A 22043-nucleotide genomic window follows, 5' to 3' on the forward strand; every position below is an offset into this window, starting at 1 on the left:
GCGGCGCTCGAGGCTCTCAGAACAGGCTGGCGATCGAGCTCACCAGCGCATAGGCGAACCCTGCCGAGAGTGCGAGGCCGATTGCCCCGACCACGGCTCCGCCGACGATCAGCACGCCGTCACGCTCGACCAGCCCGAGCCCGACCAGGCAGACCGCGAGGCCGAGCGGAATCTGGCCGATGAAGGGCGCCGCGACCACCAGCCCGAGCGCCAGGACGAGCAGCAGCACGCCGAGCAGCGCCAGCGCGAACGGCCCCCTCAGCATCATCAGGCGCGGCTTCGAGAAGCGCTCGAGCCGGATCAGCGGCGGCAGCGCGCGTGAAACCGCCCGCGCCAGATCGGCCTGGGCGATGCTGCGCCGGAGCAGGCGCTGCGGCAGCCAGGGCGTGGTGCGACCCATCAGCATCTGCATCGCGATGAAGGCCAGGACCAGGCCGCAGACCAGCGGGATCGGCGGCGGCATCGGCAGGCAGTTCGGCAGGCCGAGCAGCACGATGAGCAAAGCATAGGCCCGGTCGCGCAGCGCCGCGACGATGTCGCCGACTGCGATGCGCGGGCCGGGAAGGCTCGCGAGCGCATGCAGCAGGCCGGAAGTGCGCAGGGGAGAGGACAAGCTGTATCGCCGGGCGAAGGGCTGGAGCTGCGCCCTAGCATGGCGGGCGCAGGACCAACAACCCCGCCGCGGCGCACGGCGTCAATGCAGGGTCAGCACGCCGTTGACGCTGACGATCTCGGCCGGACGGATCAGGCGCGAATGCGCCACCGTCACCGAATGCAGCGGTCCCTCGAGCTCGCGCCGCCAGAAATCCAGGAAGGCACGCAGCTCGGGGAAGCGTGGCGCCAGATCGTATTCCTGCCAGACGTAACTCTGCAGGAAAGTCGGATGATCCGGCAGGCGGTAGAGGATATTGGCCGTTGTCAGACCGTAGCCGGCGAGCTGGCGGATGAAATCTTTCGATGCCATGACACGATGCGCTCCTCTGCGAGAAGAAGGCTGGCCGATGCCATCAGGCTGCGCCGCCATGGTTAACAAAAACTTGCAAGAATTTCATCTGCTGCCAGACTTCCTCTCCGTAGCGTGATCGGCCGTTTTCAAGAGCCGAGGGGGCGTAGGCGTGGCGTGGGGCGTCGCCGAGCGGGCGAAAGGGCTTGCAGGGTCCGTCATCATTGCGACGGCAGCCCTCGCTTCCGCTCCGGCTTCGGCCGACAGCACCCTGCATGAGCGTACGCCGCTCTCGATGGTGATCTTCGCCTCACTCGACACCGACCGCAGCAAGACGCACGGCTCCGTCGGCTTCAAGCGCGCCTTCGGGCAAGGCGGGCTCGACGCCAGCGGCTTCCGGCTCGGGCTGAAATGGGGCGAGAGCATCGAGCCGGCCGAGCACAGCCCGGCGCGCGGACGCATGGTCAAGACCGAGCTCCACGCGCTGCTCGGCTATGAATGGCGCATCGGCGACCTTTTCCTGGCGCTATCGGCCGGACCGGAGCTGGAGGCAGTCTTCAGCGAGACGAGGGCCCGCACCAGCTTCAGCGACCGCATCGGCGGCCGGCTGCAATTCGATCTCTGGGCGACCCCGCTGGAGAACCTGCTGCTCCAGGCCAATGCCTATGCCGCGACGCTGGACCAGCGCTTCTGGCTCAGGCTCTCGCCGGGCTGGAAGCTCGCCCCCGGCCTCTATCTCGGCCCCGAGATCGAGTTCTACCGGCAGCAGGACTATCACAAGCTCAGACTGGGCCTGCACCTCACCGGTTTCAGGCTGTTCGGCCTGAACTGGCGCCTCGCCGCCGGGGCGCAGCAGACCAGCGACCAGCCGAATGCGGCCTATGCGACGCTCGGAGTCTATTGGAAGCGCTGAAGCGCCTGCAAAACCGCACGAAACGCCTCCGATAGCCTGGCCGGCTCGAGCCTCCCGCGCGTCGAACTAGGAGCGCAGAGGCGCACCGGTCAGGGCCTTCAGCGCCTCGGGCGTATCGACATCGATCGCGATGGCGGGGTCGTCGAGCGGGACCTCCTCGACGGCGTCTCCGGCCTCCTCCAGCAGGCGCCGGGCGCCCTCGTCGCCCGACAGCCGGGCAACCGCGGCGAAGAGCCCCCGCGACAGCAGCACCGGATTGCCGCGATGCCCGAGCAGCGTCGGCACCACCGCGACCGCGTCCGGCCTGTCGGCGAATGCCTGGGCCAGCCGGTCGATCACGCCGGGCGTGACGTTGGGCATGTCGCCGAGCGAGACCACGACGCCCTGCGCATCGGATGGCAGCGCCGCGAGCCCCGCCTTGAGCGAGCTGGAGAGGCCGTCGGCGAAGCCGGGATTGCGGACGAAGCGGACCTCGAGCCCTTCCAGTGCCGCCCGGATTTCAGCCTCCTGATGGCCGACCACGACGAAGACCGGCGCAGCCCGCGAGGCAATCTGTGCCTTGACGGCATGGCGCACCAACGCCTCGCCGCGCACCTGCTGGAGCAGCTTGTTGTCTGCCCCCATACGGGTCGAGCGACCGGCGGCGAGCACCAGCCCGGCGACGGGCGCGACCGCGGCATGGCCCGGCGCGCGCGGCTGCGGCCGCGAGATGATCTCCATCAGCAGCCCGCCGACCCCCATGCCCTGGATCTCGGCACGGCGCACCGGCAGGCCGGCGAGGCAGCGCTGCAGCACCCAGTCGAAGCCGTTCTCCTTCGGCGAGCGGGCGCAACCCGGCGCGCCGATCACCGGCTTGCCGTCGAGCGCGCCGATCAGCATGAGGTTGCCGGGATCGACCGGCATGCCGAGATGCTCGATACGCCCGCCGGCCAGGGCCAGCGCCTGCGGCACCACATCGCGCCGGTCGGTGATCGCCGAAGCGCCGAAGACCACGACGAGCTCGGCCGGCCCGTCGGCGGCCTCGCGGATCGCCGTAGCGAGCGCCGCGCCCTCATGCGGTACACGCCGCTCCAGCACGATCTCGCCGCCCGCCGGCGCCAGGCGTTCGGCCATCACCCGCAAGGTCTTGTCGACGACCGAGGGCTTGAGGCCGGGCAGCAGGGTCGAGACCACGGCCACGGATTTCAGCTTGTATTCGGTGATCGCGATCGGCCGGGCGCTGCCGAGCCGCGTGAGCGCCTCGGCGATCTGGCGTTCCTGCACGGCATAGGGGATGATCTTCACCGTGCCGACCATCTCGCCGGCGACCACCGCCTTCAGCGCCGGCAAGGTCGCGACCGTGATCGCCTCGTCGATGCCGTTCAGCATGTCGATCAGCGCGGTGTCGATGGTCAGCACGCCGGCCGCCGCCGCGAACAGGTTGACCCGCCCGGTGAACGGCGCCTCGGTCACCACCGCCTGCCCGGCCAGCGCCCGCGCCAGCTGTTCGGCTGCGGTGTTCTCGTCGATATCGCCGGGCTCGAGCTGGACGGCGACGATCTCGGTCAGCCCGCCCGCCGCCAGCCGCTCGGCATCCTGCGCGCTGATCGTCGCGCCCTTGCGGACGATGGCGTCGCCGGCACGCACGGTGTGGGCCGCGACGCTGCCCGCCGCTTCGGCGATCGGAATGGGACCGAACTTCATGGGCAGACACTCATACGGGCACTCATGCAGGCTCTGTTGCAGGCTTGCGGCGCGGGCCGCGCAGAGTGGAGACGATCTCGCCGAGGATCGCGAGCGCGATCTCGGCCGGCGAGACCGCGCCGATGTCGAGCCCGATCGGGGCGTGGATGCGCGCGGTCTGCGCCTCGTCGAAACCAGCCGCCGCCAGACGCTCCAGGCGCCGGCCATGCGTCTTCCGGCTGCCGAGCGCGCCGATATAGAAGCAGTCCGAGTTCAGCGCCGCGACGAGCCCGGGATCGTCGATCTTCGGGTCATGCGTCAGCGCGACGAACGCCGTGTAGGCGTCGAGCGGCTGGCGCTTCAGCACCTCGTCCGGCCACTCCGGCAGCAGCGTCACCTCGGGAAAGCGCTCCGGTGTCGCAAAAGCGGTACGCGGATCGATGACGGTGACGTCGAGATCGAGCAGCTTCGCCATCGGCGCCATGGCCTGCGAGATATGCACCGCGCCGGTGACGATCAGGCGCGGCGGCGGCGCCTGCACCGTCAGGAAATAGGCCTTGCCGTCGACCTCGACCGAACCGCTCTTGCCGGTGCGCAACTGCCTGTCGATCAGCTCGGCGAGCGGGTCCTGCTGCAGCTCCGCCGCCTTGACCACTCTTTGCGCAGCCGTACCGATATCGGTGACCAGCACCGCGGCGCGGCGCGCCGCACGCTCGGCATTGAGCGCCGAAAGCAGCGACAGTTCCATGGCCTAGCCCTTGTCCACCGCGAGCTTGACCCCGAGCCCGATCATCATGCCGCCGCCGAGCCAGCGCCCGATGCCGAAACCGGCGCGGCTCGCCTTCATCGTCTTCATCACCAGGGTAGCGCCGAACACGGTGACGAGATCGGCCGAGGAGAAGGAGAAGTTGACGATCGTGCCGAGGATCAGGAACTGCGCCCAGACCGGCAGCGAAGCCGAGGGATCGACGAACTGCGGCAGGAGCGCGATGAAGAACAGCGCGACCTTGGGGTTCAGTATCTCGACGATGAAGGAATCGACCAGCGCCCGCTTCACCGTCTTCGGCGGCGCGACCGGGCGCTCCTCGGACGAGCCGAGCTTGGAACGGATCATGCCGATGCCGAGCCAGACCAGATAGAGCGCGCCGGCGATCTTCACCGCGAAATAGAGCTCGGGCACATGCTTGAACACCGCCGACAGGCCGAAGGCCGCGGCGAAGACATGGACATAGCAGCCGAGATGGATGCCGAGCATCGCCATCAGCCCGGCCTTGCGGCCATGGGCGATGGTCTGCGCCGCCGTGTAGAGCAGCGCCGGACCGGGGAAGTAAGCCACCAGCAAGGTCAGCGTCGCGAAGGCGACGAGGGTTTCCCAGGAGGCCATCAGTTCGTTTCCTTGCCGCGGACCGGCTCTACATAGACTCTGATCCGACCGCCGCAGGAAAGCCCGACCTTCCAGGCGGCCTCGTCGGCGACACCGAATTCGAGCGTACGCGCCCTGCCCTGCGCGATCACCTCGCCGGCCTCCTCGACGACGGCGCCCTCGACGCAGCCGCCCGAGACCGAGCCGAGGAAGTTCCCTTCCCCGTCGATGACGAGATGCGAACCGACCGGACGCGGGGCCGAGCCCCAGGTCTCGATCACGGTGGCGAGCGCGACGCCGCGCCCGGCCTTTGCCCAGGCCTCGGCGGTGGCGAGGATGTCGGTGTCGGTGCTGATCATGACTGTCGCCTCCCTCTCAGCCGTCGCGCAGAGCAGCCGCGCAACGGCGTTGCAAAGGATGGCTCCAGTATACTCTGGAACATCCTTCGAGACGCGATCTGCGATCGCTCCTCAGGATGAGGGCTGGTCTGGAAGACATCATGCCTCAACCCGCCTTCTTCAACCACTGGCGCGGATCGCCTGCCTGCCGTGCATCGGGCGAAAGCGCGGCGCAAAGATCGGCCATCGCCGCGAGATTGTGGATCGGCCGGAACGAATCGACATGGGGCAGCATCGCCCTGATGCCGCTCGCCCGCGCCTCGAAGGCATCATAGCGCAGGAGCGGGTTGAGCCACACCAGCTGGCGGCAGGAGCGCTGCAGCCGGTCCATCTCGAAGCCGAGCTCGTCATCGAGATGACGCTCCAGCCCGTCGGTGAAGAGCAGGACGACGGCGCCGCCGGACAGCACCCGGCGGGACCAGGTCCGGTTGAAGGCATGCAAGGCCGAGGCGATGCGGGTGCCACCCTCCCAGTCCGGCGCTGCCCTGCCGGCCAGCGCCAGCGCCTCGTCGGGATCGCGGGCGCGCAGGCTGCGGGTGACATTGGTCAGGCGCGTGCCGAAGACAAAGGAATGCACGCGTCGGCGCTGCTCGGTGATGGCGTGCAGGAAATGCAGGAAGATCCGCGAGTATTCGGCCATCGAGCCGGAGATGTCGACCAGCGCCACCAAGGGCGGATGCACCTGCGCCCGTTCGCGAAAGGCGAGATCGATCGAAGCGCCGCCGCCCCTCAGCGAGCGGCGGAAAGTACGGCGCGGATCGATCCGCGCCCCGGCACGCGCCGCCTGGAAGCGCCGCGTCGGCACGGCATCATCGGGCAGGCGCAATTCCGCGATGAGCTGGCGCGCTTTTGCGATCTCGGCGGCGCTCATCTGGGCGAAGTCGCGCGATTTCAGGGTCTCGCGTTCCGAAACCGTCAGCCGCGCCGACAATTCCGTCAGCTCGACCGGCGGTGGCTCCTCCTCCGCCGGAGGCGGCGCGAAGGCCTCGGCGACGCGCAAGGCTCCAGCCTCGGGCTTCTGCGGCGGCGCATCGACCCGGGGCGTTACCGGCGACATCTGCGCCATCAATTTCTCGATCAGCCCGCGCCGGCGCCAGAACAGCCTGAAGGCCTGGTCATAGACCGCTGAATCCTCGTGCTTCTTCACGAAGATCGCATGCAGCGCCCAGTAGACGTCCTCGCGCCCACCGAGCGCGCCATCCGCCAGCGCCTCGACCGCCTCGACCACCGCGCCCGGCCCGACGCGCAGACCGGCGATCCGCAGGGCGCGGGCGAAATAGGCGATATTCTCGGGCAGCTTTCCGGTCATGGCACACCGATGCTGAAGCGCGCGACGCGACCTTCCTTCTCCCGGATGGGAGAGGGTGGTGCGGAGCGCCGGATGAGGGCCTGCCGTTTCCGCAGAAGGAGCTGCGGCAGCCGCCTCGCCCCAACACTCGGCGGCGGTCCCTCACCCCTGCCCCTCTCCCATCCGGGAGAGGGGTTCCCCGCGCTCTTTATGACAGGCGGACAGCTCAAGCGGCGGTCTCGGTCATGAACACCTTCTGCGCCACGACCCATTTGCCGTCGACCTTGAGGAAGGAGAGCAGGTCGGTGAAATAGCGCGGCGGCATCTGGCACTTGACCTTGACCAGCGCCATGGACGGCCCGACGAGGTCGATCGCCAGCACATGGTCGCCGCGCTCGAGCCCGGCCGCCTTCGGTGATTTGCGGCCCCGCACCGCCTCGAACCAGCTGTCGCGCGGCACGACCTTGAGTTCGCCGTCGAGCGACTGGGTCAGCGCGCTGGTCGGGTGGAAGACCGAAGCGAGCTTTTCGACATCGCCCTCATAGAGCCCGTCGAGATAGGCCTGCGTCGCCGCCTCGATCGCCTTGATGTCGTCGTTCATCGCTCACTCCGTCATGCTCGGGCTTGTCCCGAGCATCCACGCCTTGCGTCGTGAATGAAGGGAAAGACGTGGATGGTCGGCACGAGGCCGACCATGACGATGCACTACCCCCGTGCCGCCTGCTTGGCCTGGTCGAGCAATTCGCCGACCTTCGAGCCCTGCATCGCCTGGATGTCGTCCTGGTATTTCAGCAGCGCGCCGAGCGTGTCGGAGACGATCGCCGGATCGAGCGCCACCGCGTCGAGCTCGACGAGGGCGCTCGCCCAGTCCAGCGTCTCGGCGACACCCGGCGCCTTGAACAATTCCTCCTTGCGGATCGCCTGCACGAAGGAAACCACCTGCTTCGCCAGCTTGGCCGGCGCCGCCGGAGCCTTGGCCTTCAGGATGGCGAGTTCGCGGGCCGCGTCTGGATAGCCGACCCAATGGTAGAGGCAGCGCCGCTTCAGCGCGTCATGGATCTCGCGCGTGCGGTTCGAAGTCAGGATCACGATCGGCGGCTCGGCGGCCTTAACCGTACCGAGCTCGGGGATCGTCACCTGCGCATCGGCCAGCACTTCCAGAAGGAAGGCTTCGAAGGCCTCGTCGGTGCGATCGAGCTCGTCGATCAGCAGGATCGGCGCCCCGCCCTGCTGCGGCTCCAGCGCCTGGAGCAGCGGGCGCTTGACGAGATAACGCTCGGAGAACAGGTCGCTTTCCAGCCGCTCGCGATCGCCCGCGATACCACCGGCCTCGGCGAGGCGGATCGCCATCATCTGCCCGGCATAGTTCCACTCGTAGACGGCCGAGGCGAGATCGAGCCCCTCATAGCATTGCAGCCGGATCAGCCGGCGCCCGAGTCCGGCAGCCAGAACCTTGGCGATCTCGGTCTTGCCGGTGCCGGCCTCGCCTTCGAGCAGCAGCGGGCGCTTCATCCTGAGCGCCAGGAACAGCACCGTCGCGAGCGCGCGGTCGGCGACATAGCCCTGGGATTGCAGCAGCGCGAGGGTTTCGTCGATCGAGGTCGGCATGGCAGGCGTCATGAGGTCCCGGTCCTGGAAGATGTCGAAGCGTCGCCAGCCCCGCAAGACCGGTTTGACCTGTGGCTTTCCTTAGTCCCTAACAGGTCCGGTTGATAGCGAGCGGAGATTCCGGCGTGCTCGGCGCAATGTACATCGTCGCGATCATCGTCGAAGCCATGTCGGCTGCATTGGCGGCCGGCCGCCGCAGCATGGACTGGGTCGGCGTCTGCATGCTCGGCAGCATCACGGCGCTCGGCGGCGGCTCGGTCCGCGACATGCTGCTCGGGCATTACCCGCTGAGCTGGGTCAAGCATCCGCACTACCTGCTGATCACCGCGGCGGCGGCCCTGTTCACCATCTTCATCGCCCGCTTCATGTACCGGCTGCGCAAGATCTTCCTGCTGCTCGACGCGGTCGGGCTCGTGCTCTTCACCGTGATCGGCTGCAATGTCGCGCTGGAGATGCAACAGCCCTTCATCATCGTGATCACGGCCGGGCTGATCACAGGTTGCGTCGGCGGCGTGCTGCGCGACATGCTCTGCGCCGACATCCCCCTGCTCTTCCGCAGCGAACTCTATGCGACGGTCTCGGTCGTCACCGGGCTGATCTATCTCGGCGGCCTCAGGGTGGAGCTGCCGCACGACCTCGTCACCATCCTCGCCATGGCCGTCGGGCTGGTGCTGCGGATCATGGCGCTGCGCTTCAACTGGAGCATGCCGAAATTCGTCTACACGCGCGATCTGCATTAGCCCCTCACGCAAGGTCATCCTGCTGACAGCTTCTGACCCGAAGCTCGGCAGGATCGCGGGCGGAGGATAAGACCATGACCAGCACAGCCGAGCTCGCCACCGACTTCGTCGCCCTGCTCAAGGATGGCCGGCACGACGAGGCCGCGAGCGCCTACAATGCCGACGAGATCGTCAGCTACGAGAACATGCCCGGCCCGATGGAGGTCTGCCGCGGCAAGGAGGCGGTACGGCAGAAGGGCGAATGGTGGGTCGCCAATCACGAACTGCACGAGTTCACCACCGAAGGGCCCTATCTCAACGGCGAGCAGTTCGCCGTGACCTTCTATGTCGACGTCACCGTCAAGGAGAGCGGCGAGCGCCGCAAGATGCACGAGGTCGGGCTCTACACCGTCAAGGAAGGCAAGATCGTCGAGGAGCGGTTCTTTTATTGAAGGGAAGCTGCCCGAAAGGCGATCCACGACCTGCCCCCTCTCCCCCTGCGGGAGAGGGTTGGGGTGAGGGGTCGCGCGACGCTGGCCACAGGTGCCGCGCAGCATTCCCCAGAGCCTTCAAGACCTGATCGACCCCTCATCCGGCCCTTCGGGCCACCTTCTCCCGCAAGGGGAGAAGGGAGCGGCTGGCCGCTCACGCCTTCCCGGTCGCCTGCGCCACCGCCTGCTTCGCCATCACGCCGATCAGATGGGCACGGTACTCGGCATCGGCATGCATGTCGGCATTGATGCCCTTGGCGGAGTGCTTCAGCACGTCCAGCGACTTCGGCGCGAAACGCGCCTTCAGCGCGGCCTCCGCCTCCGGCCAGCGGAAGACGCCGCCCTCGCCCGCCCCGGTCACCGCGACCGCGATCTCGCTGCCGCGCTTGGCGACGAAGACGCCGACCAGCGCATAGCGCGAGGCCGGGTTGCGGAACTTGGCGTAGCCGGCCTTAGAGGCCAGCGGGAACGAGACCTTGGTGATGATCTCGCCCTCCTCCAGCGCCGTCTCGTAAAGCCCGGTGAAGAACTCGGCTGCCGTCAGCTTACGCTGATTGGTGACGATCGTGGCGCCGAGCGCCAGCAGCGCCGCCGGATAATCGGCGGCAGGGTCGTTATTGGCGACCGAGCCGCCGATCGTGCCGCGATGGCGCACATGCGGATCGCCGATATGGCTGGCGAGATAGGCCAGCGCCGGGATCGCCTCTTGGACGTCCGGCGAGGCCGCAACTTCGGCATGGGTGGTCATCGCGCCGATCACGAGATTGCGGCCCTTGCGGGCGATGCCCTTGAGATCGGCGCAGGAGGAGAGATCGACCAGCGCAGCCGGCGAGGCCAGACGCTGCTTCATCGTCGGCAGCAAAGTGTGCCCGCCGGCGAGCAGCTTGGCATCTTCCTTCTTGGCGAGCAGGCCGGCGGCCTGCCTTGCGCTGGTCGGGCGGTGATAGGTGAAAGCGTACATGGTCGTTCTCCGCTCGGGTTCCGTGAGCGTCATGCTCGGGCCTGTCCCGAGCATCTCTTCCAGGGAGCGCTCGCGGCGCCTCTCCCGGGAGAGATGGCCGGGTCAGGCCCGGCCATGACGCGCTTTGTCTATTCCGCAGCCATACGGCTGAGCGTCTTCTGCGCCGCGCGCCAGACCGCCTGCGGCGTCGCCGGCATGGCGATGTCCTCATGGCCGAGCGCGTCGGTGATGGCGTTGATCACGGCGGGCGGCGAGGCGATCGCGCCCGCTTCGCCGCAGCCCTTGATCCCGAGCGGGTTGGACGGGCATGGCGTCACCGTCATGCCGACCTGGAAGGACGGAAGATCGTCGGCCCGCGGCATGCAGTAGTCCATGAAGCTCGCGGTCACGAGCTGGCCGTCGGCATTGTAGCGGGCGCCTTCGAGCAGCGCCTGGCCGACGCCCTGGGCGATGCCGCCATGGACCTGGCCTTCGACGATCATCGGGTTGATGACATTGCCGAAATCGTCGACCGCGGCCCAGCGCTCGATCCGGGTGACACCGGTGTCGGGATCGATCTCGAGTTCGCAGATATGGACGCCGGCCGGGAAGGTGAAATTGGTCGGGTCGTAGAACGCCCCTTCCTTCAGCCCCGGCTCGAGATCCTGGCCGTTGAATTTGTGAGCGACATAGGCCTGCAGGGCGCAGGAGCCGAAATCGAGCTTCCGGTCTGTGCCCTTGACCAGGAAATTGCCGTCCTTGAAGTCGATATCGGCCTCGTCGGCCTCCAGCACATAGGCAGCGACCTTCTTGCCCTTGGCGATGACCTTGTCGAGCGCCTTGGCGATCGCCGACATGCCGACGGCGCCGGAACGCGAGCCATAGGTGCCCATCCCCATCTGCACCTTGTCGGTGTCGCCATGGACGATCGAGACGTTTTCGAGCGGCACGCCGAGCCGGTCGGAGACGAGCTGGGCGAAGGTCGTCTCGTGGCCCTGGCCATGGCTGTGCGAGCCGGTCAGCACCTCGACGGTGCCGATCGGGTTGACCCGGACCTCCGCCGATTCCCACAGGCCGACGCCGGCGCCGAGCGAGCCGACCGCCGCCGAAGGCGCGATGCCGCAGGCCTCGATATAGGAGGAGAAGCCGAGGCCGCGCAGCTTGCCGTTGCGGCCGGAATCGCGCTTGCGCTTGGCGAAGCCCTTATAGTCGATCAGCTCCAGCGCCTTCTTCATCGAGGCGCCGTAATTGCCGGTGTCGTACATCATGATCACCGGCGTCTGATGCGGGAACTTCTTGATGTAGTTCTGCATCCGGAACTTGGCCGGGTCCTTGCCGAGCTGGCGCGCCGTGACCTCGATCAGGCGCTCGACCACGAAGGTCGCCTCCGGCCGCCCGGCGCCACGATAGGCGTCGACCGGGGCGGTGTTGGTATAGACGGCGTCGACCTCGCAATAGATCGCCGGGATGTCGTACTGGCCCGAGAGCAGCGGCGCGTAGAGATAGGTCGGCACCGAGGAGGAGAAGGTCGAAAGATAGGCGCCGAGATTGGCGGTGGTGTGCACCCTCATCGCCAGGATCTTGCCCTCGGCGTCGGTGGCGAGCTCGGCATGGGTGACGTGATCGCGGCCATGCGCGTCGGAAAGGAAGGCCTCGGTGCGGTCCGAGGTCCATTTCACGGGGCGGCCGACCTTCTTCGCCGCCCAGACGCAAACCGTCTCCTCGGCATAGATGAAGATCTTCGAGCCGAAGCCGCCGCCGACATCCGGCGCGATCACCCTGAGCTTGTTCTCCGGCGCGATGCCGATGAAGGCCGAGAGCACGAGCCGCGCCACGTGCGGGTTCTGGCTCGTCGTATAGAGCGTGAACGCTCCCTCGCCCTGGTCGTAATCGCCGACCGCGGCGCGCGGCTCCATCGCGTTCGGCACCAGCCGGTTGTTGACGAGATCGAGCTTCGTCACATGCTTGGCGGCCTTGAAGGCCTTCTCGGTCTCATCCTTGTTGCCGAGATGCCAGTTGAACACCGTATTGCCCGGCGCCTCGGCATGAACTTGTGTTTTCGTCTGCGCGGCCGTCGCGGTGTCGACCACCGCCGGCAGCACGCCGTAATCGACGTCGATCGCCTCGGCCGCATCGCGCGCCTGCGCCAGTGTCTCGGCGACGACAACCGCGACATGGTCGCCGACATAGCGGACCTTGCCCTGCGCCAGGGCCGGATGCGGCCCGGCCTTCATCGGCGAGCCGTCCTTGTTGTGGATCATCCAGCCGCAGATCAGCCCGCCGATCTTGTCGGCGGCGAGGTCGTCGCCAGTGAAGATGCCGAGCACGCCCGGCATCGCCGCCGCGGCCTTGGTGTCGATCTTCTTCAGCGTCGCATGCGCGTGCGGCGAGCGCAGGAAATAGGCATGCGCCTGGCCCGGCCGGTTGATGTCGTCGGTATAGCGGCCCTGGCCGGTGATGAAGCGATGGTCTTCCTTGCGGCGGACGGGAGCGCCGATTCCGGTGGCGGACATGGATTCCTCCTGGCATGGCGCCTCTTGGCGGGCGCGCTCAGCATGTTTCGGGATCGCATCGGAAGAAGGCCGCGCCGGTCCTGCCGGAGGCGGCCTTCCGGAAAGCGCTATTCGGCGGCCTGGCGGGCCGGGGCCGCGCCCTTGCCCATCGCCTCGGCGCCGGCGGCGACCGCCTTGACGATGTTGTGATAGCCGGTGCAGCGGCAGATATTGCCGTCGAGATCCTCGCGGATCGTCTTCTCGTCGAGTGCGTGGCCACGGCGGTTCACCATGTCGACCGCCGACATGATCATGCCGGGCGTGCAGAAGCCGCATTGCAGGCCGTGATGCTCGCGGAAGGCCTCCTGCATCGGATGCAGCGCGCCGCCATTGGCCAGCCCTTCGATGGTCGTGACCGAGGCCCCCTCGCAGGCGAGCGCAAGCGTGGTGCAGGACTTCACGGCCTTGCCGTCGAGATGCACAACGCAGGCGCCGCACTGGCTGGTGTCGCAGCCGACATGCGTACCGGTGAGCCGGAGATTTTCGCGTAGGAACTGCACCAGGAGGGTGCGCGGATCGACATTCGCGGTGACGGTCTTGCCGTTCACCGTCATGGTCACATTGGCCATGGGGCACTCCCTCCGAAAGCCTGTTTTAGCAGCCCGGCGGAAGACAGCTCGACCGCCGGACCATGCACGTCCCCGGCGCGCTTGCCCCGGAAACGGATTTTTCTTGGAACAACTTCAAATTGAATGTGGACTCGGGATTTTCCGCGGTCAAGCGGGAGGCCACCGATCGAGAAAGCCGTTTTCGCGGCGTTTTGACGCCGTTTGCGAACAGGGGCAGCTTTCGCCGGGCCAATCCGGCACAAGCCGCGCCTTTTGCGCTTTCTTAACCTCCGCCGTGCAGTATCGCCCGTTGAACGACGACTTGAGATCGTCGCCATCATGGGTTGTGCGATTGGCCACGCTTCTCGACCATGTCCAGCGTCGGCTGGGCGCGATCGGCTATGACGAGGCGCAGCGGCAGCGGCTGCGCCGCTATCGCGCCATCGTCGAGCGGGTCATCGCCAAGGTCGTCGAGGACGACTTCGCGCGGGCCTTTGCGATCCATCCGCGCCTGCAAGACGGTGTCGCGCCCATGGCGGCGGAACTCTACGCCGCCGAAGCCGACCATTTCCGCCTGCTCTTCGACGCCGATTTCGATCAGCGCTATTGCGATTCGCTCGAGCAGCTCACCGTGCTCGAGCGCCGTGCCGGCGTCGGGGCCCGCGCCCGCACCTCGATCGCCTTCACCCTGTTCCGGATCTTCCTGGAGGAGAGCCGGACGCGGCTCGTCTTCTCGCGGCGCGACATTCCGCGCGATCTCTTCATCATCGAGCGGGTGCTGACCTATGACGTCAACACGGCCATGTCGCTGGACCGCGAATTCGAGGCCGCGGAGGCGCGGCGTCGCGGCGTGACGCTCGACGAGGTCGCCGCCACGCTGACCTCCCGCATCGGCCAGCTCGACACCAGGATCAGCGGCGCCGTCGAACAATTCATGGCGACCGCCAGCGAGACCGCCGAGGCGAGCAGCTTCATCAAGGACCAGGTCGGCTCGGTCGCCCGGACCTCGATGCTGGTCCGCGAGAAGGCGATGCAGACTGCCGCCGCTTCCGAGGAGATGGCGCTCAACATCGCCGAGATCGGCCAGCGCGCCCGCCAGAGCCTCGACATCGCCAATCGCGCCGTCGCCGATGCCGGCGCGATGAACGAGGCGATCGCCAGGCTGCGCGAGGTCACCGGCAATATCGGCACCGTCGTCGGCATGATCGCCGACATCGCCGCGCAGACCAATCTGCTAGCGCTCAACGCCACGATCGAGGCCGCGCGCGCCGGCGAATCCGGGCGCGGCTTCGCGGTGGTCGCCGCCGAGGTCAAGACCCTCGCGACCCAGACCGCGAGCGCGACGCAGGACATCTCCAGCCAGATCGCAGAGCTCACCGCCAGTGCCGCGGCCTGCAGCGAGCGGGCCGCCTCGATCGGCATGACGATCGGCGAGATCAAGGCCGATTCCGAGGCGATCTCGGAGGCGGTCGCCCAGCAGAGCTACGTCACCACCGGCATCTCGCGCGATGCCGCCGATGTCGCCAGCAGCTCCGACGAGGCGATCGGCAGCGCCAATCGCGTCAATGACAGCCTGGAGACCACCGAGAAGGCGCTCGGCCGGGCCAATGCCGCCGCCGCCGACATCGCCCAGCAGGTCGGCGCCGCCGAGGCCACGGTCAGCGAGGCGCTGGCGGCCCTGCGCAAGGCTTCCTGAGGCGTCCTCGCCATTCGACTCGAACCGCGTCCCGCGTCATTCCCGCTGGAGCGAAGCGGAATGACGGGGAATGTCGGGAGCACGTCCCCTCAGCCCTCGCTCACCGCCTTGGCGAAATTGGCGAAGAACTCGTCGGCCAGCTTCTTCGAGACCGAATCGATCAGGCGCGAGCCGAGCTGCATCAGCTTGCCGCCGACCTGCGCCTCGACCTCGTAGCGCAGCAGCGTCTGGCCGCCCTCGGCATCCTCGAGCGTGACCCTGGCGCCGCCCTTGGCGAAGCCGGCGATGCCGCCCTCGCCTTCGCCGGCGATGCGGTAGCCGTTCGGCGGGTCGAGATCCTGCAATTCGACCTTGCCCTTGAAGGTCGCCTTGACCGGGCCGAGCTTGACCTTGACCACCGCCGAGAAATGCGTGTCGTCGTCCTTGGTGAGCTGCTCGCAGCCGGGAATGGCGGCCTTCAGCACTTCCGGGTCGTTGAGCTTGGCCCAGACCACCGCCTTGGCGGCCGGCAGCAGCGCCTCTCCGTTCATGGTCATCGCCATGGCGTCACTCCCATCCCTCACGGCCCGACCGACGCCCGACAGGTTGCGGCCGCCCTCGCCTCGGGTCTATCCAAGTTCCCCTGTAGCATGCGGATTTCACGCGAAATCAGACTGTCGCCCCGGACAAGCGGCAAAGCCGCGCAGATCCGGAATCCATCATGAGGCACCGAACCCTATGATGGATCCCGGGACGCCCTTTGAGCGCCCAGGATGACGGTGATGGTTCCGTGTAAAATCGGCACGCTCTCATCCATGGCCGGAAAGCACCGGCGCGCACAAGAGGACGAAGCTGGGATGTGGGTTGCACCGACTGCTCCGCACGAAGGCCCATCCGGGCATGGCTGAGCTCGCCGGACTTCATGGCGAGCTTTTCGCAGATCACGAATTCGCGGCCCTGTTCGAAGACCAGGCGAGCCTGCAGGGCATGCTCGACTTCGAGGCGGCGCTCGCCAAGGCGCAGGCCGAGACCGGCGTCATTCCCGCCGCCGCGGCCGAGGCGATAGCGAGAGTCTGCGAGGCCGGGCTCTACGACATCCCCGCCATCGGCAGGGCCGCGACGCTCGCCGGCAATCCTGCGATCCCGCTGGTCAAGGCACTGACCGCCCGCGTCGCCGCGACCGATCCGGAAGCGGCGAAATGGGTGCATTTCGGCGCCACCAGCCAGGACGTGATCGATTCCGGCCAGGCCCAGCAATATCGCGCGGCCTGGGAACTGCTGCTGGAGCGCTCGGCCCGTCTCGCCCACGCGCTCGCCGGGCTCGTCCGCGAGCATCGCCGCACGCCGATGATCGGCCGCACCTTCCTGCAGCATGCAGTGCCGATCGCCTTCGGGCTCAAGGCCGCCAACTGGCTGGGTCCGGTCGTCGCCTTCCACGACGACTTCATGATCTGGGGCCAGTCGGCGCATCAGCTCGGCGGCGCCGCCGGCAGCCTCGCCGCGCTCGGCGACAAGGCCGACGCGGTCTCGGAAGCCTTCGCCCGCATCATGCCCTCGATCGGCGCCGTCCGCGTGCCCTGGCACAGCGAGCGCCGGCGTCCCGCCCGGATCGCGACCGAACTCGGCCTGCTTCTCGGCCATCTCGGCAAGATGGCCGGGGATATCGCCCTGATGGCGCAGACCGAGATCGGCGAGCTCGCCGAGCCGGAAGCGCCCGGCAAGGGCGGCTCCTCGGCGATGCCGCACAAGCGCAACCCGGTGCTGTGCACGCTGATCCTCGCCGCCGCCAAGCGCGCGCCCGGCCTGGTCTCGACCATGCTCGCCGCGATGCCGCAGGAGCATGAGCGCGCCATGGGCGGCTGGCATGCGGAATGGCTGACATTGCGCGAGCTCTTCCTGATCGCCGGCGCGGCCCTGAACCAGGCCGTCACGCTGATCGAGGGGCTCCAGGTCTTCCCCGAGCAGATGCAGTACAATCTCGATCTCACCAACGGGCTCGTCATGGCCGAACGCGTCTCGCTCGCGCTCGCGCAGAGCATCGGCCGCGGCGAAGCCCATCATCTTCTCGAGGAGGCCAGCCGCGACTGCATCGCCAGCGGCCGCCATCTCAAGGACGTCCTCGCCGATCACCCGGCGCTCGCCGGCAGGCTCTCGCCCGAAGCGCTGGACGACCTATTCGATCCCACGACCTATCGCGGCGCCACCGACGCCATCATCGACCGTGTCCTGGTGCTCTATGAGGAGGAGCGGGAATATATGAGCGGCAATGGCTGAGCTCTCGCCGCAGGAGCGCGAAATCGCCGCCAGCGCCAAAGGCGACGGCGCTGCGATGGCGATGCGCATCGTCGCCGAGGCGGCCCGGCTGATGGGCGCGCCCAGGCTGATCCCGGTCGCCTCGGCCCATATCGATGGCGCGCTCTACCACGGCGATTCCGGCACGCTCTTCGCCGAAAAGCTGGTCGCGGGCGGGGCCCGCGTCGCGGTGCGCGCCACCCTCAATGTCGGCGCGCTGACCCCGCATGGCTGCGTCGCGACCCGCCTGCCGGCGGACCAGCACGCCATGGCGGCGCGGATGATGCGCGCCTATGAGGCGATGGGCTGCGAGCCGAGCTGGACCTGCGCGCCCTATCAGGCCGGTCACCGGCCGAGACAGGGCACGGATGTCGCCTGGGGCGAATCCAATGCCGTCGTCTTTTGCAATTCGGTGCTCGGTGCCCGCACCAACCGCTATGGCGATTTCCTCGACATCGCCTGCGCCATTGCCGGACGCGCGCCCGATTACGGCCTGCACCGAGAGGAAAACCGGCGCGCGACGCTGGTCATCGATGTCGCCGGCCTGTCGCAGGCGCTGCGCGGCGCGGAGGTGTTCTATCCCGTGCTCGGCGCCCTGCTCGGCCGCGAGGCCGGCAGCGAGATCGCGGTGATCGATGGGCTGCAGGGACTTCCCGACGAGGACAGGCTGAAGGCCCTCGGCGCGGCGGCGGCCTCGGCCGGGGGCGTCGGCCTCTTCCATGTCGCCGGCATGACGCCGGAAGCGCCTGACCTTGCGACCGCGCTCGGGAAGCTCGCCCCGGCCCGTACGCTGCGCGTCACCCCGGAGCGCATCGCGGCCGAGCTGGCGCGGCTTTCGACATCCGGCACGAGCGACCAGGTCGACGCCGTCGCGATCGGTTCGCCGCATCTCTCGCTCGCCGAGATCGACGCGCTCGAACGGCGCCTCGCCGGGCGCAAGCTGGCACGGCCGCTCTATGCCAATACCGGCCGCCATGTCCTGAAGCCGCTGGAGGAACAGGGCCGGCGCAGCGCCCTCGAACAGGCGGGGGTCGTCTTCGTCGTCGACACCTGCGTGGTGGTGACGCCGATCCTGCCGGAGCTGAAGGGCGGGGTGCTGATGACCAATTCCGGCAAGTTCGCTCATTATGCGCCCGGCAATACCGGCTATGCCGTGACCTATGGCTCGCTCGCCGAATGCGTCGAGAGCGCCGTCGCCGGCCGGCTGGTCAGGGAGCCGAGAACATGGGCCTGACGAACATGGGCGTGAGCGCAGAGATCCTCCTGCCCGGCGAGGCGGTCACCGCCCCCTGCCTCGCCCTGACTGCCCCGATAAGCTTCTGGGGCGGCGTCGATCCGCGCAGCGGCGAGATCATCGACGCCCGCCATCCTCAGCGCGGCCAGAGCGTCGCCGGCATGGTGCTGGCCCTGCCCGGTACGATCGGCTCCTCCTCCGCCTCGGCCGTGCTGCTCGAGCTCGTCCATGCCGGCAAGGCGCCGGCCGCGATCCTGATCGCCGAGCCGGATGCGATCCTGCTGCTCGGCCTCGTCGTCGCCCGCGAGATGGGCTGGCCAACGCCCCTTGCCCTGAAGCTTCCCGCCGCGATCCAGGCCGGTCTCGCCGGCAAGCGGCTTTCGATTGCCAAAGATGGTGCGATCAGCACCGCAACTCCCTAGGAGAGGAACGCCGATGCCGATGCTGAAGGTCAGGGGCGAGGACTTCCATATCAGGATCGATGGCGACGAGCGCGCGCCCGTACTGCTGCTCTCCAATTCGCTCGGCACCAATCTTTCGATGTGGGATCCGCAAATCCCGGAATGGAGCAAGCATTTCCGCGTCGTGCGCTATGACAGCCGCGGGCACGGCCTCTCTACGGCGCCGGACAAGCCCTATTCCATCGCCATGCTCGCCGATGACGCGCTCGCCATCCTCGATACGCTCGGCATCGACAAGGCGCATTGGTGCGGCCTCTCCAAGGGCGGCATGGTCGGCCAGTGGCTGGCGACGCATCATGGCGACCGGCTCGGGCGCGTCGTGCTCGCCAACACCGCCGCCCATATGGGCCCGCCCGAACTCTGGGACGGCCGCATCCGCACCGTCCGCACGCAGGGCATGAGCGTGCTGGTGCAGCCGACGCTGGAGCGCTGGTTCACGCCGGAGTTCCGCGAAACCGCCAAGGAGACCGTCGCCAAGGTCAGCGAAATGCTCGCGACCACCCCGCCGCTCGGCTACGCCAATTGCTGCGGCGCGATCCGCGACATGGACCAGCGCGAGACGATCCGCGCCGTCCGCAATCCCGTCCTGGTGGTCATCGGTCAGCGCGACCCGGCGACGCCGCCCGCGGCCGGCCACAAAATCGCCGATGCTATCCCCGGTGCGCAGCGCATCGAGCTCGCCGCCGCCCATCTCTCCAATCTCGAGCAGCCCGAAGCCTTCGGCCGGGCGGTGACCGACTTCCTGAAAGGCTGAACCATGGACGACAAGACCCGCTACGAGAACGGCCTGAAGACCCGCCGCGCCGTGCTCGGCGACGCCCATGTCGACCGCGCCACCGCCGGAATCACCGATTTCAACCGGGATTTCCAGGAGTTCATCACCCGCACCGCCTGGAACGACATCTGGAACCGCCCCGGCCTCTCCCGCCGCGAGCGCTCGCTGATCGTGCTCTCGATCACGGTCGCACTCGGCGCCTGGGGCGAGTTCCGCCTGCATGTCCGCGCCGCCTTCAACAACGGGCTGAGCCAGGAGGACATCAAGGAGCTGCTGATCCAGGCCGCCGTCTATGCCGGCGTCCCCGCCGCCAACCACGCATTCAAGGAGGCGGCGAGCGTCATCGCCGAGATCGAGGCGGAGAAGGCGAAGGGCTGAAACCGAGGACGCCCGACACCAAAACCGGGTCCTCACCCCGAGGAGGTCCGTAGGGCCGTCTCGAAGGATGTTCCAGATGTCTCCGGCGCCTCCTGAAGCATCCTTCGAGACGCCATTCCCTTCGGAATGGCTCCTCGGGATGAGGGCTCAGGGAATCAGCGGCAGACCTTCAGAAGCCGCCGAAGCGGCGCCTGCGATAGACCAGCCCCTCACCGGCACCGCCGCCGCCGAGCGCCACGACCTCGCCGATCAGGATCTTGTGCGTCGCGACCGGGTGGGCCGCGACCAGCCGGCAGTCGAAGGAAACGAGCGCGCTCTTCAGCACCGGGGCACCGGTCGCCAGCGTCGTCCATTCGCCCCGGTCAAAACGGGCCTCGCCCGAAATGCCGGCGCGGCCGGAGAAGACCCCCGCAAGCTCGTAATCCAGCGCCGACAGCGTGTTGACGCAGAAGAAGCCGCTCGCCTCGATCGCGGCGAGCGTGCGGCTGCCGGCCTCGATGCAGGCGAGCAGGGTCGGCGGCGCATCGGATACCGAGGCAATGGCGGTCGCCGTCATCCCGGCCCGTCCGGACGGGCCGGTGGTGGTGACGAGATGGGCAGCGCTCGCGACCTCGGCCATCGCATCGCGAAAGGCCGCCGCTTCGGGCACGGCGGCAGAAAGCGCCGCCTCAAGAGTTTTGATCATCGGCCCGTATCTGGCGAAGAAGCGTTCATGCCGCTCATTTACGGACTTTGCCGCGCCATGGCCAGATCGCTCCCGGCAAAGTGCGAGGCAGCGGAGGCAAGGTCAGATATATCAACCCGGCTTCGCTCGCCTGTGCGGCGTAACTCACTCGCGCCCGAGCGTCGCCAGTAGGCCGGCACGCAGATGGCGCATCAGCGCGTCACAGGCCTCCAGCGCCGCCTCGGGCCGGCCGGATGCCAGCACCTGCGCCAGAGCGACATGGTGACCCGCCGCCGGCACGAGATCGTCCTGCCTCTCGAAGAAATACCAGGCCCGGCGGAGCAGCGCCTGCAGCGGCTCGGCCGCCCGCACCGCATAGGGGCTGCGCGCCGCCGCGGCGATCAGCGCATCGAACTCCTTGTCGAGCCGCATATAGGCGTTGACGTCGCCGCCTTCCGCCGCCCGCCGCATCGCCTTGGCCTTGCTCAGGATCGCGATGCGCTCGCCCGGCCCGGCGCGCCGCGCCGCCTCTGCGGCGATCAGGCGCTCGAGCACCTCGCGCGCATCGAGAGCAGCCATCACGTCGATCGCGTCGATATCGGTGATCGCGATGCCCTTGCGCGGCAGGATCTCGACCAGCCCCTGCTGCGCCAGCCGGATCAGCGCCTCGCGCACCGGCGTGCGCCCGAGATCGACGAGAGCGATCATCTGCGCCTCGTTCAGGATCGCGCCGGGGCGCAGCGACAGCGTCACGATCGCCTCTTCGAGACGGCGATAGGCGAGATCGGCGAGGCTCTCCGGAGCCGAGCGCTCCGCCGCCTCCCCGCCATCCGCCGCAACGACGCCGGACCGGTTCACATCGACGCTCCAGCCCGCCGGAAACCGAGGTTTGACGCTGCTCGCCTCATTGATATATCAAACCTCGAAATCCTGTCGAAAGGGTGATCGGCGGCTATCTGCCGCCGAAAGCCGCCCGCGCGCAAGGAAGATCGCCGAGCAAGACCGACGGCGCCCGGCGCATTGCCGGCCCCCGCCCCGCGATCTCGACGCCTTCGTGCCGCTGGGCCAACTTCTGGCGGTCGAACCGCATGCGCCGGCCGGCGCGCGAGGACGACAAGGCCTGCCAGTCGAATTGGAGG

At 68.1% G+C, this 22043-nt stretch carries 24 protein-coding genes; 9 read left to right on the top strand and 15 right to left on the bottom strand.

The window, feature by feature from the left end; translation table 11 throughout:
* Positions 1–16: 16 nt before the first annotated feature.
* Positions 17–613: an exopolysaccharide biosynthesis protein gene (locus tag J0J10_RS16245; protein WP_291640877.1), complete on the bottom strand. Its 597-nt coding sequence runs from the start codon at positions 611–613 to the stop codon at positions 17–19.
* Between the two features lie 81 nt (positions 614–694).
* Complete coding sequence (locus J0J10_RS16250) at positions 695–964, bottom strand: usg protein (protein WP_291647437.1); 270 nt, start codon at positions 962–964, stop codon at positions 695–697.
* A 151-nt stretch (positions 965–1115) separates the two neighbouring features.
* Here J0J10_RS16250 and bcsS point away from each other — a divergent pair, with 151 nt between their 5' ends.
* On the top strand, positions 1116–1856 hold the full coding sequence (gene bcsS, locus J0J10_RS16255; RefSeq protein WP_291647438.1) for a cellulose biosynthesis protein BcsS: 741 nt from the start codon (positions 1116–1118) through the stop codon (positions 1854–1856).
* A 66-nt stretch (positions 1857–1922) separates the two neighbouring features.
* Here bcsS and J0J10_RS16260 read toward each other — a convergent pair whose 3' ends face one another.
* From J0J10_RS16260 to J0J10_RS16290, 7 genes are all read right to left on the bottom strand, one after another.
* Complete coding sequence (locus J0J10_RS16260) at positions 1923–3539, bottom strand: molybdopterin-binding/glycosyltransferase family 2 protein (RefSeq protein ID WP_291647439.1); 1617 nt, start codon at positions 3537–3539, stop codon at positions 1923–1925.
* Positions 3540–3561: 22 nt separating this feature from the next.
* The gene (locus J0J10_RS16265; protein WP_291647440.1) at positions 3562–4266 is read right to left on the bottom strand and encodes an XdhC family protein; all 705 of its coding nucleotides are present in this window, start codon (positions 4264–4266) and stop codon (positions 3562–3564) included.
* A gap of 3 nt (positions 4267–4269) precedes the next feature.
* On the bottom strand, positions 4270–4902 hold the full coding sequence (locus J0J10_RS16270; protein WP_291640886.1) for a LysE family translocator: 633 nt from the start codon (positions 4900–4902) through the stop codon (positions 4270–4272).
* The gene (locus J0J10_RS16275) at positions 4902–5240 is read right to left on the bottom strand and encodes an XdhC family protein (RefSeq protein ID WP_291647441.1); all 339 of its coding nucleotides are present in this window, start codon (positions 5238–5240) and stop codon (positions 4902–4904) included. The genes J0J10_RS16270 and J0J10_RS16275 overlap by 1 nt, the downstream gene beginning before the upstream one ends.
* A gap of 145 nt (positions 5241–5385) precedes the next feature.
* Positions 5386–6588 carry a vWA domain-containing protein gene (locus tag J0J10_RS16280; protein ID WP_291647442.1) on the bottom strand — a complete coding sequence of 401 codons (1203 nt, stop codon included), beginning with the start codon at positions 6586–6588 and terminating at the stop codon, positions 5386–5388.
* A 205-nt stretch (positions 6589–6793) separates the two neighbouring features.
* On the bottom strand, positions 6794–7168 hold the full coding sequence (locus J0J10_RS16285; protein ID WP_291647443.1) for a nuclear transport factor 2 family protein: 375 nt from the start codon (positions 7166–7168) through the stop codon (positions 6794–6796).
* Positions 7169–7272: 104 nt separating this feature from the next.
* A complete protein-coding gene (locus J0J10_RS16290) occupies positions 7273–8187 on the bottom strand; it encodes an AAA family ATPase (RefSeq protein ID WP_291640893.1) in 915 nt (304 codons plus the stop codon).
* A gap of 125 nt (positions 8188–8312) precedes the next feature.
* Here J0J10_RS16290 and J0J10_RS16295 point away from each other — a divergent pair, with 125 nt between their 5' ends.
* Both J0J10_RS16295 and J0J10_RS16300 read left to right on the top strand, forming a co-directional pair.
* Positions 8313–8915: a trimeric intracellular cation channel family protein gene (locus tag J0J10_RS16295; RefSeq protein ID WP_291647515.1), complete on the top strand. Its 603-nt coding sequence runs from the start codon at positions 8313–8315 to the stop codon at positions 8913–8915.
* 74 nt (positions 8916–8989) lie between these two features.
* On the top strand, positions 8990–9346 hold the full coding sequence (locus J0J10_RS16300) for a nuclear transport factor 2 family protein (protein ID WP_291647444.1): 357 nt from the start codon (positions 8990–8992) through the stop codon (positions 9344–9346).
* A gap of 193 nt (positions 9347–9539) precedes the next feature.
* Here J0J10_RS16300 and J0J10_RS16305 read toward each other — a convergent pair whose 3' ends face one another.
* The 3 genes from J0J10_RS16305 to J0J10_RS16315 all read right to left on the bottom strand — a co-directional run bounded on the left by J0J10_RS16305 (position 9540) and on the right by J0J10_RS16315 (position 13446).
* A complete protein-coding gene (locus J0J10_RS16305; protein ID WP_291647445.1) occupies positions 9540–10346 on the bottom strand; it encodes an FAD binding domain-containing protein in 807 nt (268 codons plus the stop codon).
* Between the two features lie 128 nt (positions 10347–10474).
* Entirely contained in the window at positions 10475–12838 is a 2364-nt protein-coding gene (locus tag J0J10_RS16310) for a xanthine dehydrogenase family protein molybdopterin-binding subunit (protein ID WP_291647447.1), read from the bottom strand.
* A gap of 107 nt (positions 12839–12945) precedes the next feature.
* Positions 12946–13446 carry a (2Fe-2S)-binding protein gene (locus J0J10_RS16315; RefSeq protein WP_291638742.1) on the bottom strand — a complete coding sequence of 167 codons (501 nt, stop codon included), beginning with the start codon at positions 13444–13446 and terminating at the stop codon, positions 12946–12948.
* 331 nt (positions 13447–13777) lie between these two features.
* On the opposite strand from J0J10_RS16315, the gene J0J10_RS16320 reads away from it, so the two are divergent.
* Entirely contained in the window at positions 13778–15121 is a 1344-nt protein-coding gene (locus J0J10_RS16320) for a methyl-accepting chemotaxis protein (protein ID WP_291647449.1), read from the top strand.
* Positions 15122–15210: 89 nt separating this feature from the next.
* Here J0J10_RS16320 and J0J10_RS16325 read toward each other — a convergent pair whose 3' ends face one another.
* Positions 15211–15663, bottom strand: coding sequence for an SRPBCC family protein (locus tag J0J10_RS16325; protein WP_291638744.1), 453 nt, complete (start codon positions 15661–15663; stop codon positions 15211–15213).
* 337 nt (positions 15664–16000) lie between these two features.
* Here J0J10_RS16325 and pcaB point away from each other — a divergent pair, with 337 nt between their 5' ends.
* From pcaB to pcaC, 5 genes are read left to right on the top strand one after another with little or no spacing between them, the layout of a single operon-like run.
* The gene (gene pcaB, locus J0J10_RS16330) at positions 16001–17374 is read left to right on the top strand and encodes a 3-carboxy-cis,cis-muconate cycloisomerase (RefSeq protein WP_291647451.1); all 1374 of its coding nucleotides are present in this window, start codon (positions 16001–16003) and stop codon (positions 17372–17374) included.
* Positions 17367–18626 carry an aconitase X catalytic domain-containing protein gene (locus tag J0J10_RS16335; protein ID WP_291647452.1) on the top strand — a complete coding sequence of 420 codons (1260 nt, stop codon included), beginning with the start codon at positions 17367–17369 and terminating at the stop codon, positions 18624–18626. Before pcaB ends, J0J10_RS16335 begins: the two co-directional genes overlap by 8 nt.
* A complete protein-coding gene (locus J0J10_RS16340) occupies positions 18617–19048 on the top strand; it encodes an aconitase X swivel domain-containing protein (RefSeq protein ID WP_291647454.1) in 432 nt (143 codons plus the stop codon). The genes J0J10_RS16335 and J0J10_RS16340 overlap by 10 nt, the downstream gene beginning before the upstream one ends.
* A 13-nt stretch (positions 19049–19061) precedes the next feature.
* The gene (gene pcaD / locus J0J10_RS16345; RefSeq protein WP_291647456.1) at positions 19062–19841 is read left to right on the top strand and encodes a 3-oxoadipate enol-lactonase; all 780 of its coding nucleotides are present in this window, start codon (positions 19062–19064) and stop codon (positions 19839–19841) included.
* Between the two features lie 3 nt (positions 19842–19844).
* Positions 19845–20240 (top strand): 4-carboxymuconolactone decarboxylase, encoded by a 396-nt coding sequence (gene pcaC / locus J0J10_RS16350; protein WP_291647458.1) that lies wholly within the window; start codon positions 19845–19847, stop codon positions 20238–20240.
* A gap of 169 nt (positions 20241–20409) precedes the next feature.
* On the opposite strand, the gene J0J10_RS16355 is transcribed toward pcaC, so the two are convergent.
* Together J0J10_RS16355 and J0J10_RS16360 are read right to left on the bottom strand one after the other, a co-directional pair.
* Complete coding sequence (locus J0J10_RS16355; protein WP_291647460.1) at positions 20410–20925, bottom strand: flavin reductase; 516 nt, start codon at positions 20923–20925, stop codon at positions 20410–20412.
* A gap of 144 nt (positions 20926–21069) precedes the next feature.
* A complete protein-coding gene (locus J0J10_RS16360) occupies positions 21070–21762 on the bottom strand; it encodes a GntR family transcriptional regulator (RefSeq protein WP_291647462.1) in 693 nt (230 codons plus the stop codon).
* Positions 21763–22043 lie beyond the last annotated feature (281 nt).

It is taken from the genome of Allobosea sp. (assembly GCF_017308075.1).
In the GTDB taxonomy this organism is placed as follows: Bacteria; Pseudomonadota; Alphaproteobacteria; order Rhizobiales; family Beijerinckiaceae; genus Allobosea.

Coding starts and splice junctions, on each gene's coding strand:
- J0J10_RS16250 (WP_291647437.1), bottom strand. CDS start 964: ATGGCATCGAAAGATTTCATCCGCCAGCTCGCCGGCTACGGTCTGACA.
- J0J10_RS16260 (WP_291647439.1), bottom strand. CDS start 3,539: ATGAAGTTCGGTCCCATTCCGATCGCCGAAGCGGCGGGCAGCGTCGCG.
- J0J10_RS16265 (WP_291647440.1), bottom strand. CDS start 4,266: ATGGAACTGTCGCTGCTTTCGGCGCTCAATGCCGAGCGTGCGGCGCGC.
- J0J10_RS16270 (WP_291640886.1), bottom strand. CDS start 4,902: ATGGCCTCCTGGGAAACCCTCGTCGCCTTCGCGACGCTGACCTTGCTG.
- J0J10_RS16275 (WP_291647441.1), bottom strand. CDS start 5,240: ATGATCAGCACCGACACCGACATCCTCGCCACCGCCGAGGCCTGGGCA.
- J0J10_RS16280 (WP_291647442.1), bottom strand. CDS start 6,588: ATGACCGGAAAGCTGCCCGAGAATATCGCCTATTTCGCCCGCGCCCTG.
- J0J10_RS16285 (WP_291647443.1), bottom strand. CDS start 7,168: ATGAACGACGACATCAAGGCGATCGAGGCGGCGACGCAGGCCTATCTC.
- J0J10_RS16290 (WP_291640893.1), bottom strand. CDS start 8,187: ATGACGCCTGCCATGCCGACCTCGATCGACGAAACCCTCGCGCTGCTG.
- J0J10_RS16295 (WP_291647515.1), top strand. CDS start 8,313: ATGTACATCGTCGCGATCATCGTCGAAGCCATGTCGGCTGCATTGGCG.
- J0J10_RS16300 (WP_291647444.1), top strand. CDS start 8,990: ATGACCAGCACAGCCGAGCTCGCCACCGACTTCGTCGCCCTGCTCAAG.
- J0J10_RS16305 (WP_291647445.1), bottom strand. CDS start 10,346: ATGTACGCTTTCACCTATCACCGCCCGACCAGCGCAAGGCAGGCCGCC.
- J0J10_RS16310 (WP_291647447.1), bottom strand. CDS start 12,838: ATGTCCGCCACCGGAATCGGCGCTCCCGTCCGCCGCAAGGAAGACCAT.
- J0J10_RS16315 (WP_291638742.1), bottom strand. CDS start 13,446: ATGGCCAATGTGACCATGACGGTGAACGGCAAGACCGTCACCGCGAAT.
- J0J10_RS16325 (WP_291638744.1), bottom strand. CDS start 15,663: ATGGCGATGACCATGAACGGAGAGGCGCTGCTGCCGGCCGCCAAGGCG.
- pcaB (WP_291647451.1), top strand. CDS start 16,001: ATGGCTGAGCTCGCCGGACTTCATGGCGAGCTTTTCGCAGATCACGAA.
- J0J10_RS16335 (WP_291647452.1), top strand. CDS start 17,367: ATGGCTGAGCTCTCGCCGCAGGAGCGCGAAATCGCCGCCAGCGCCAAA.
- J0J10_RS16340 (WP_291647454.1), top strand. CDS start 18,617: ATGGGCCTGACGAACATGGGCGTGAGCGCAGAGATCCTCCTGCCCGGC.
- pcaD (WP_291647456.1), top strand. CDS start 19,062: ATGCCGATGCTGAAGGTCAGGGGCGAGGACTTCCATATCAGGATCGAT.
- pcaC (WP_291647458.1), top strand. CDS start 19,845: ATGGACGACAAGACCCGCTACGAGAACGGCCTGAAGACCCGCCGCGCC.
- J0J10_RS16355 (WP_291647460.1), bottom strand. CDS start 20,925: ATGATCAAAACTCTTGAGGCGGCGCTTTCTGCCGCCGTGCCCGAAGCG.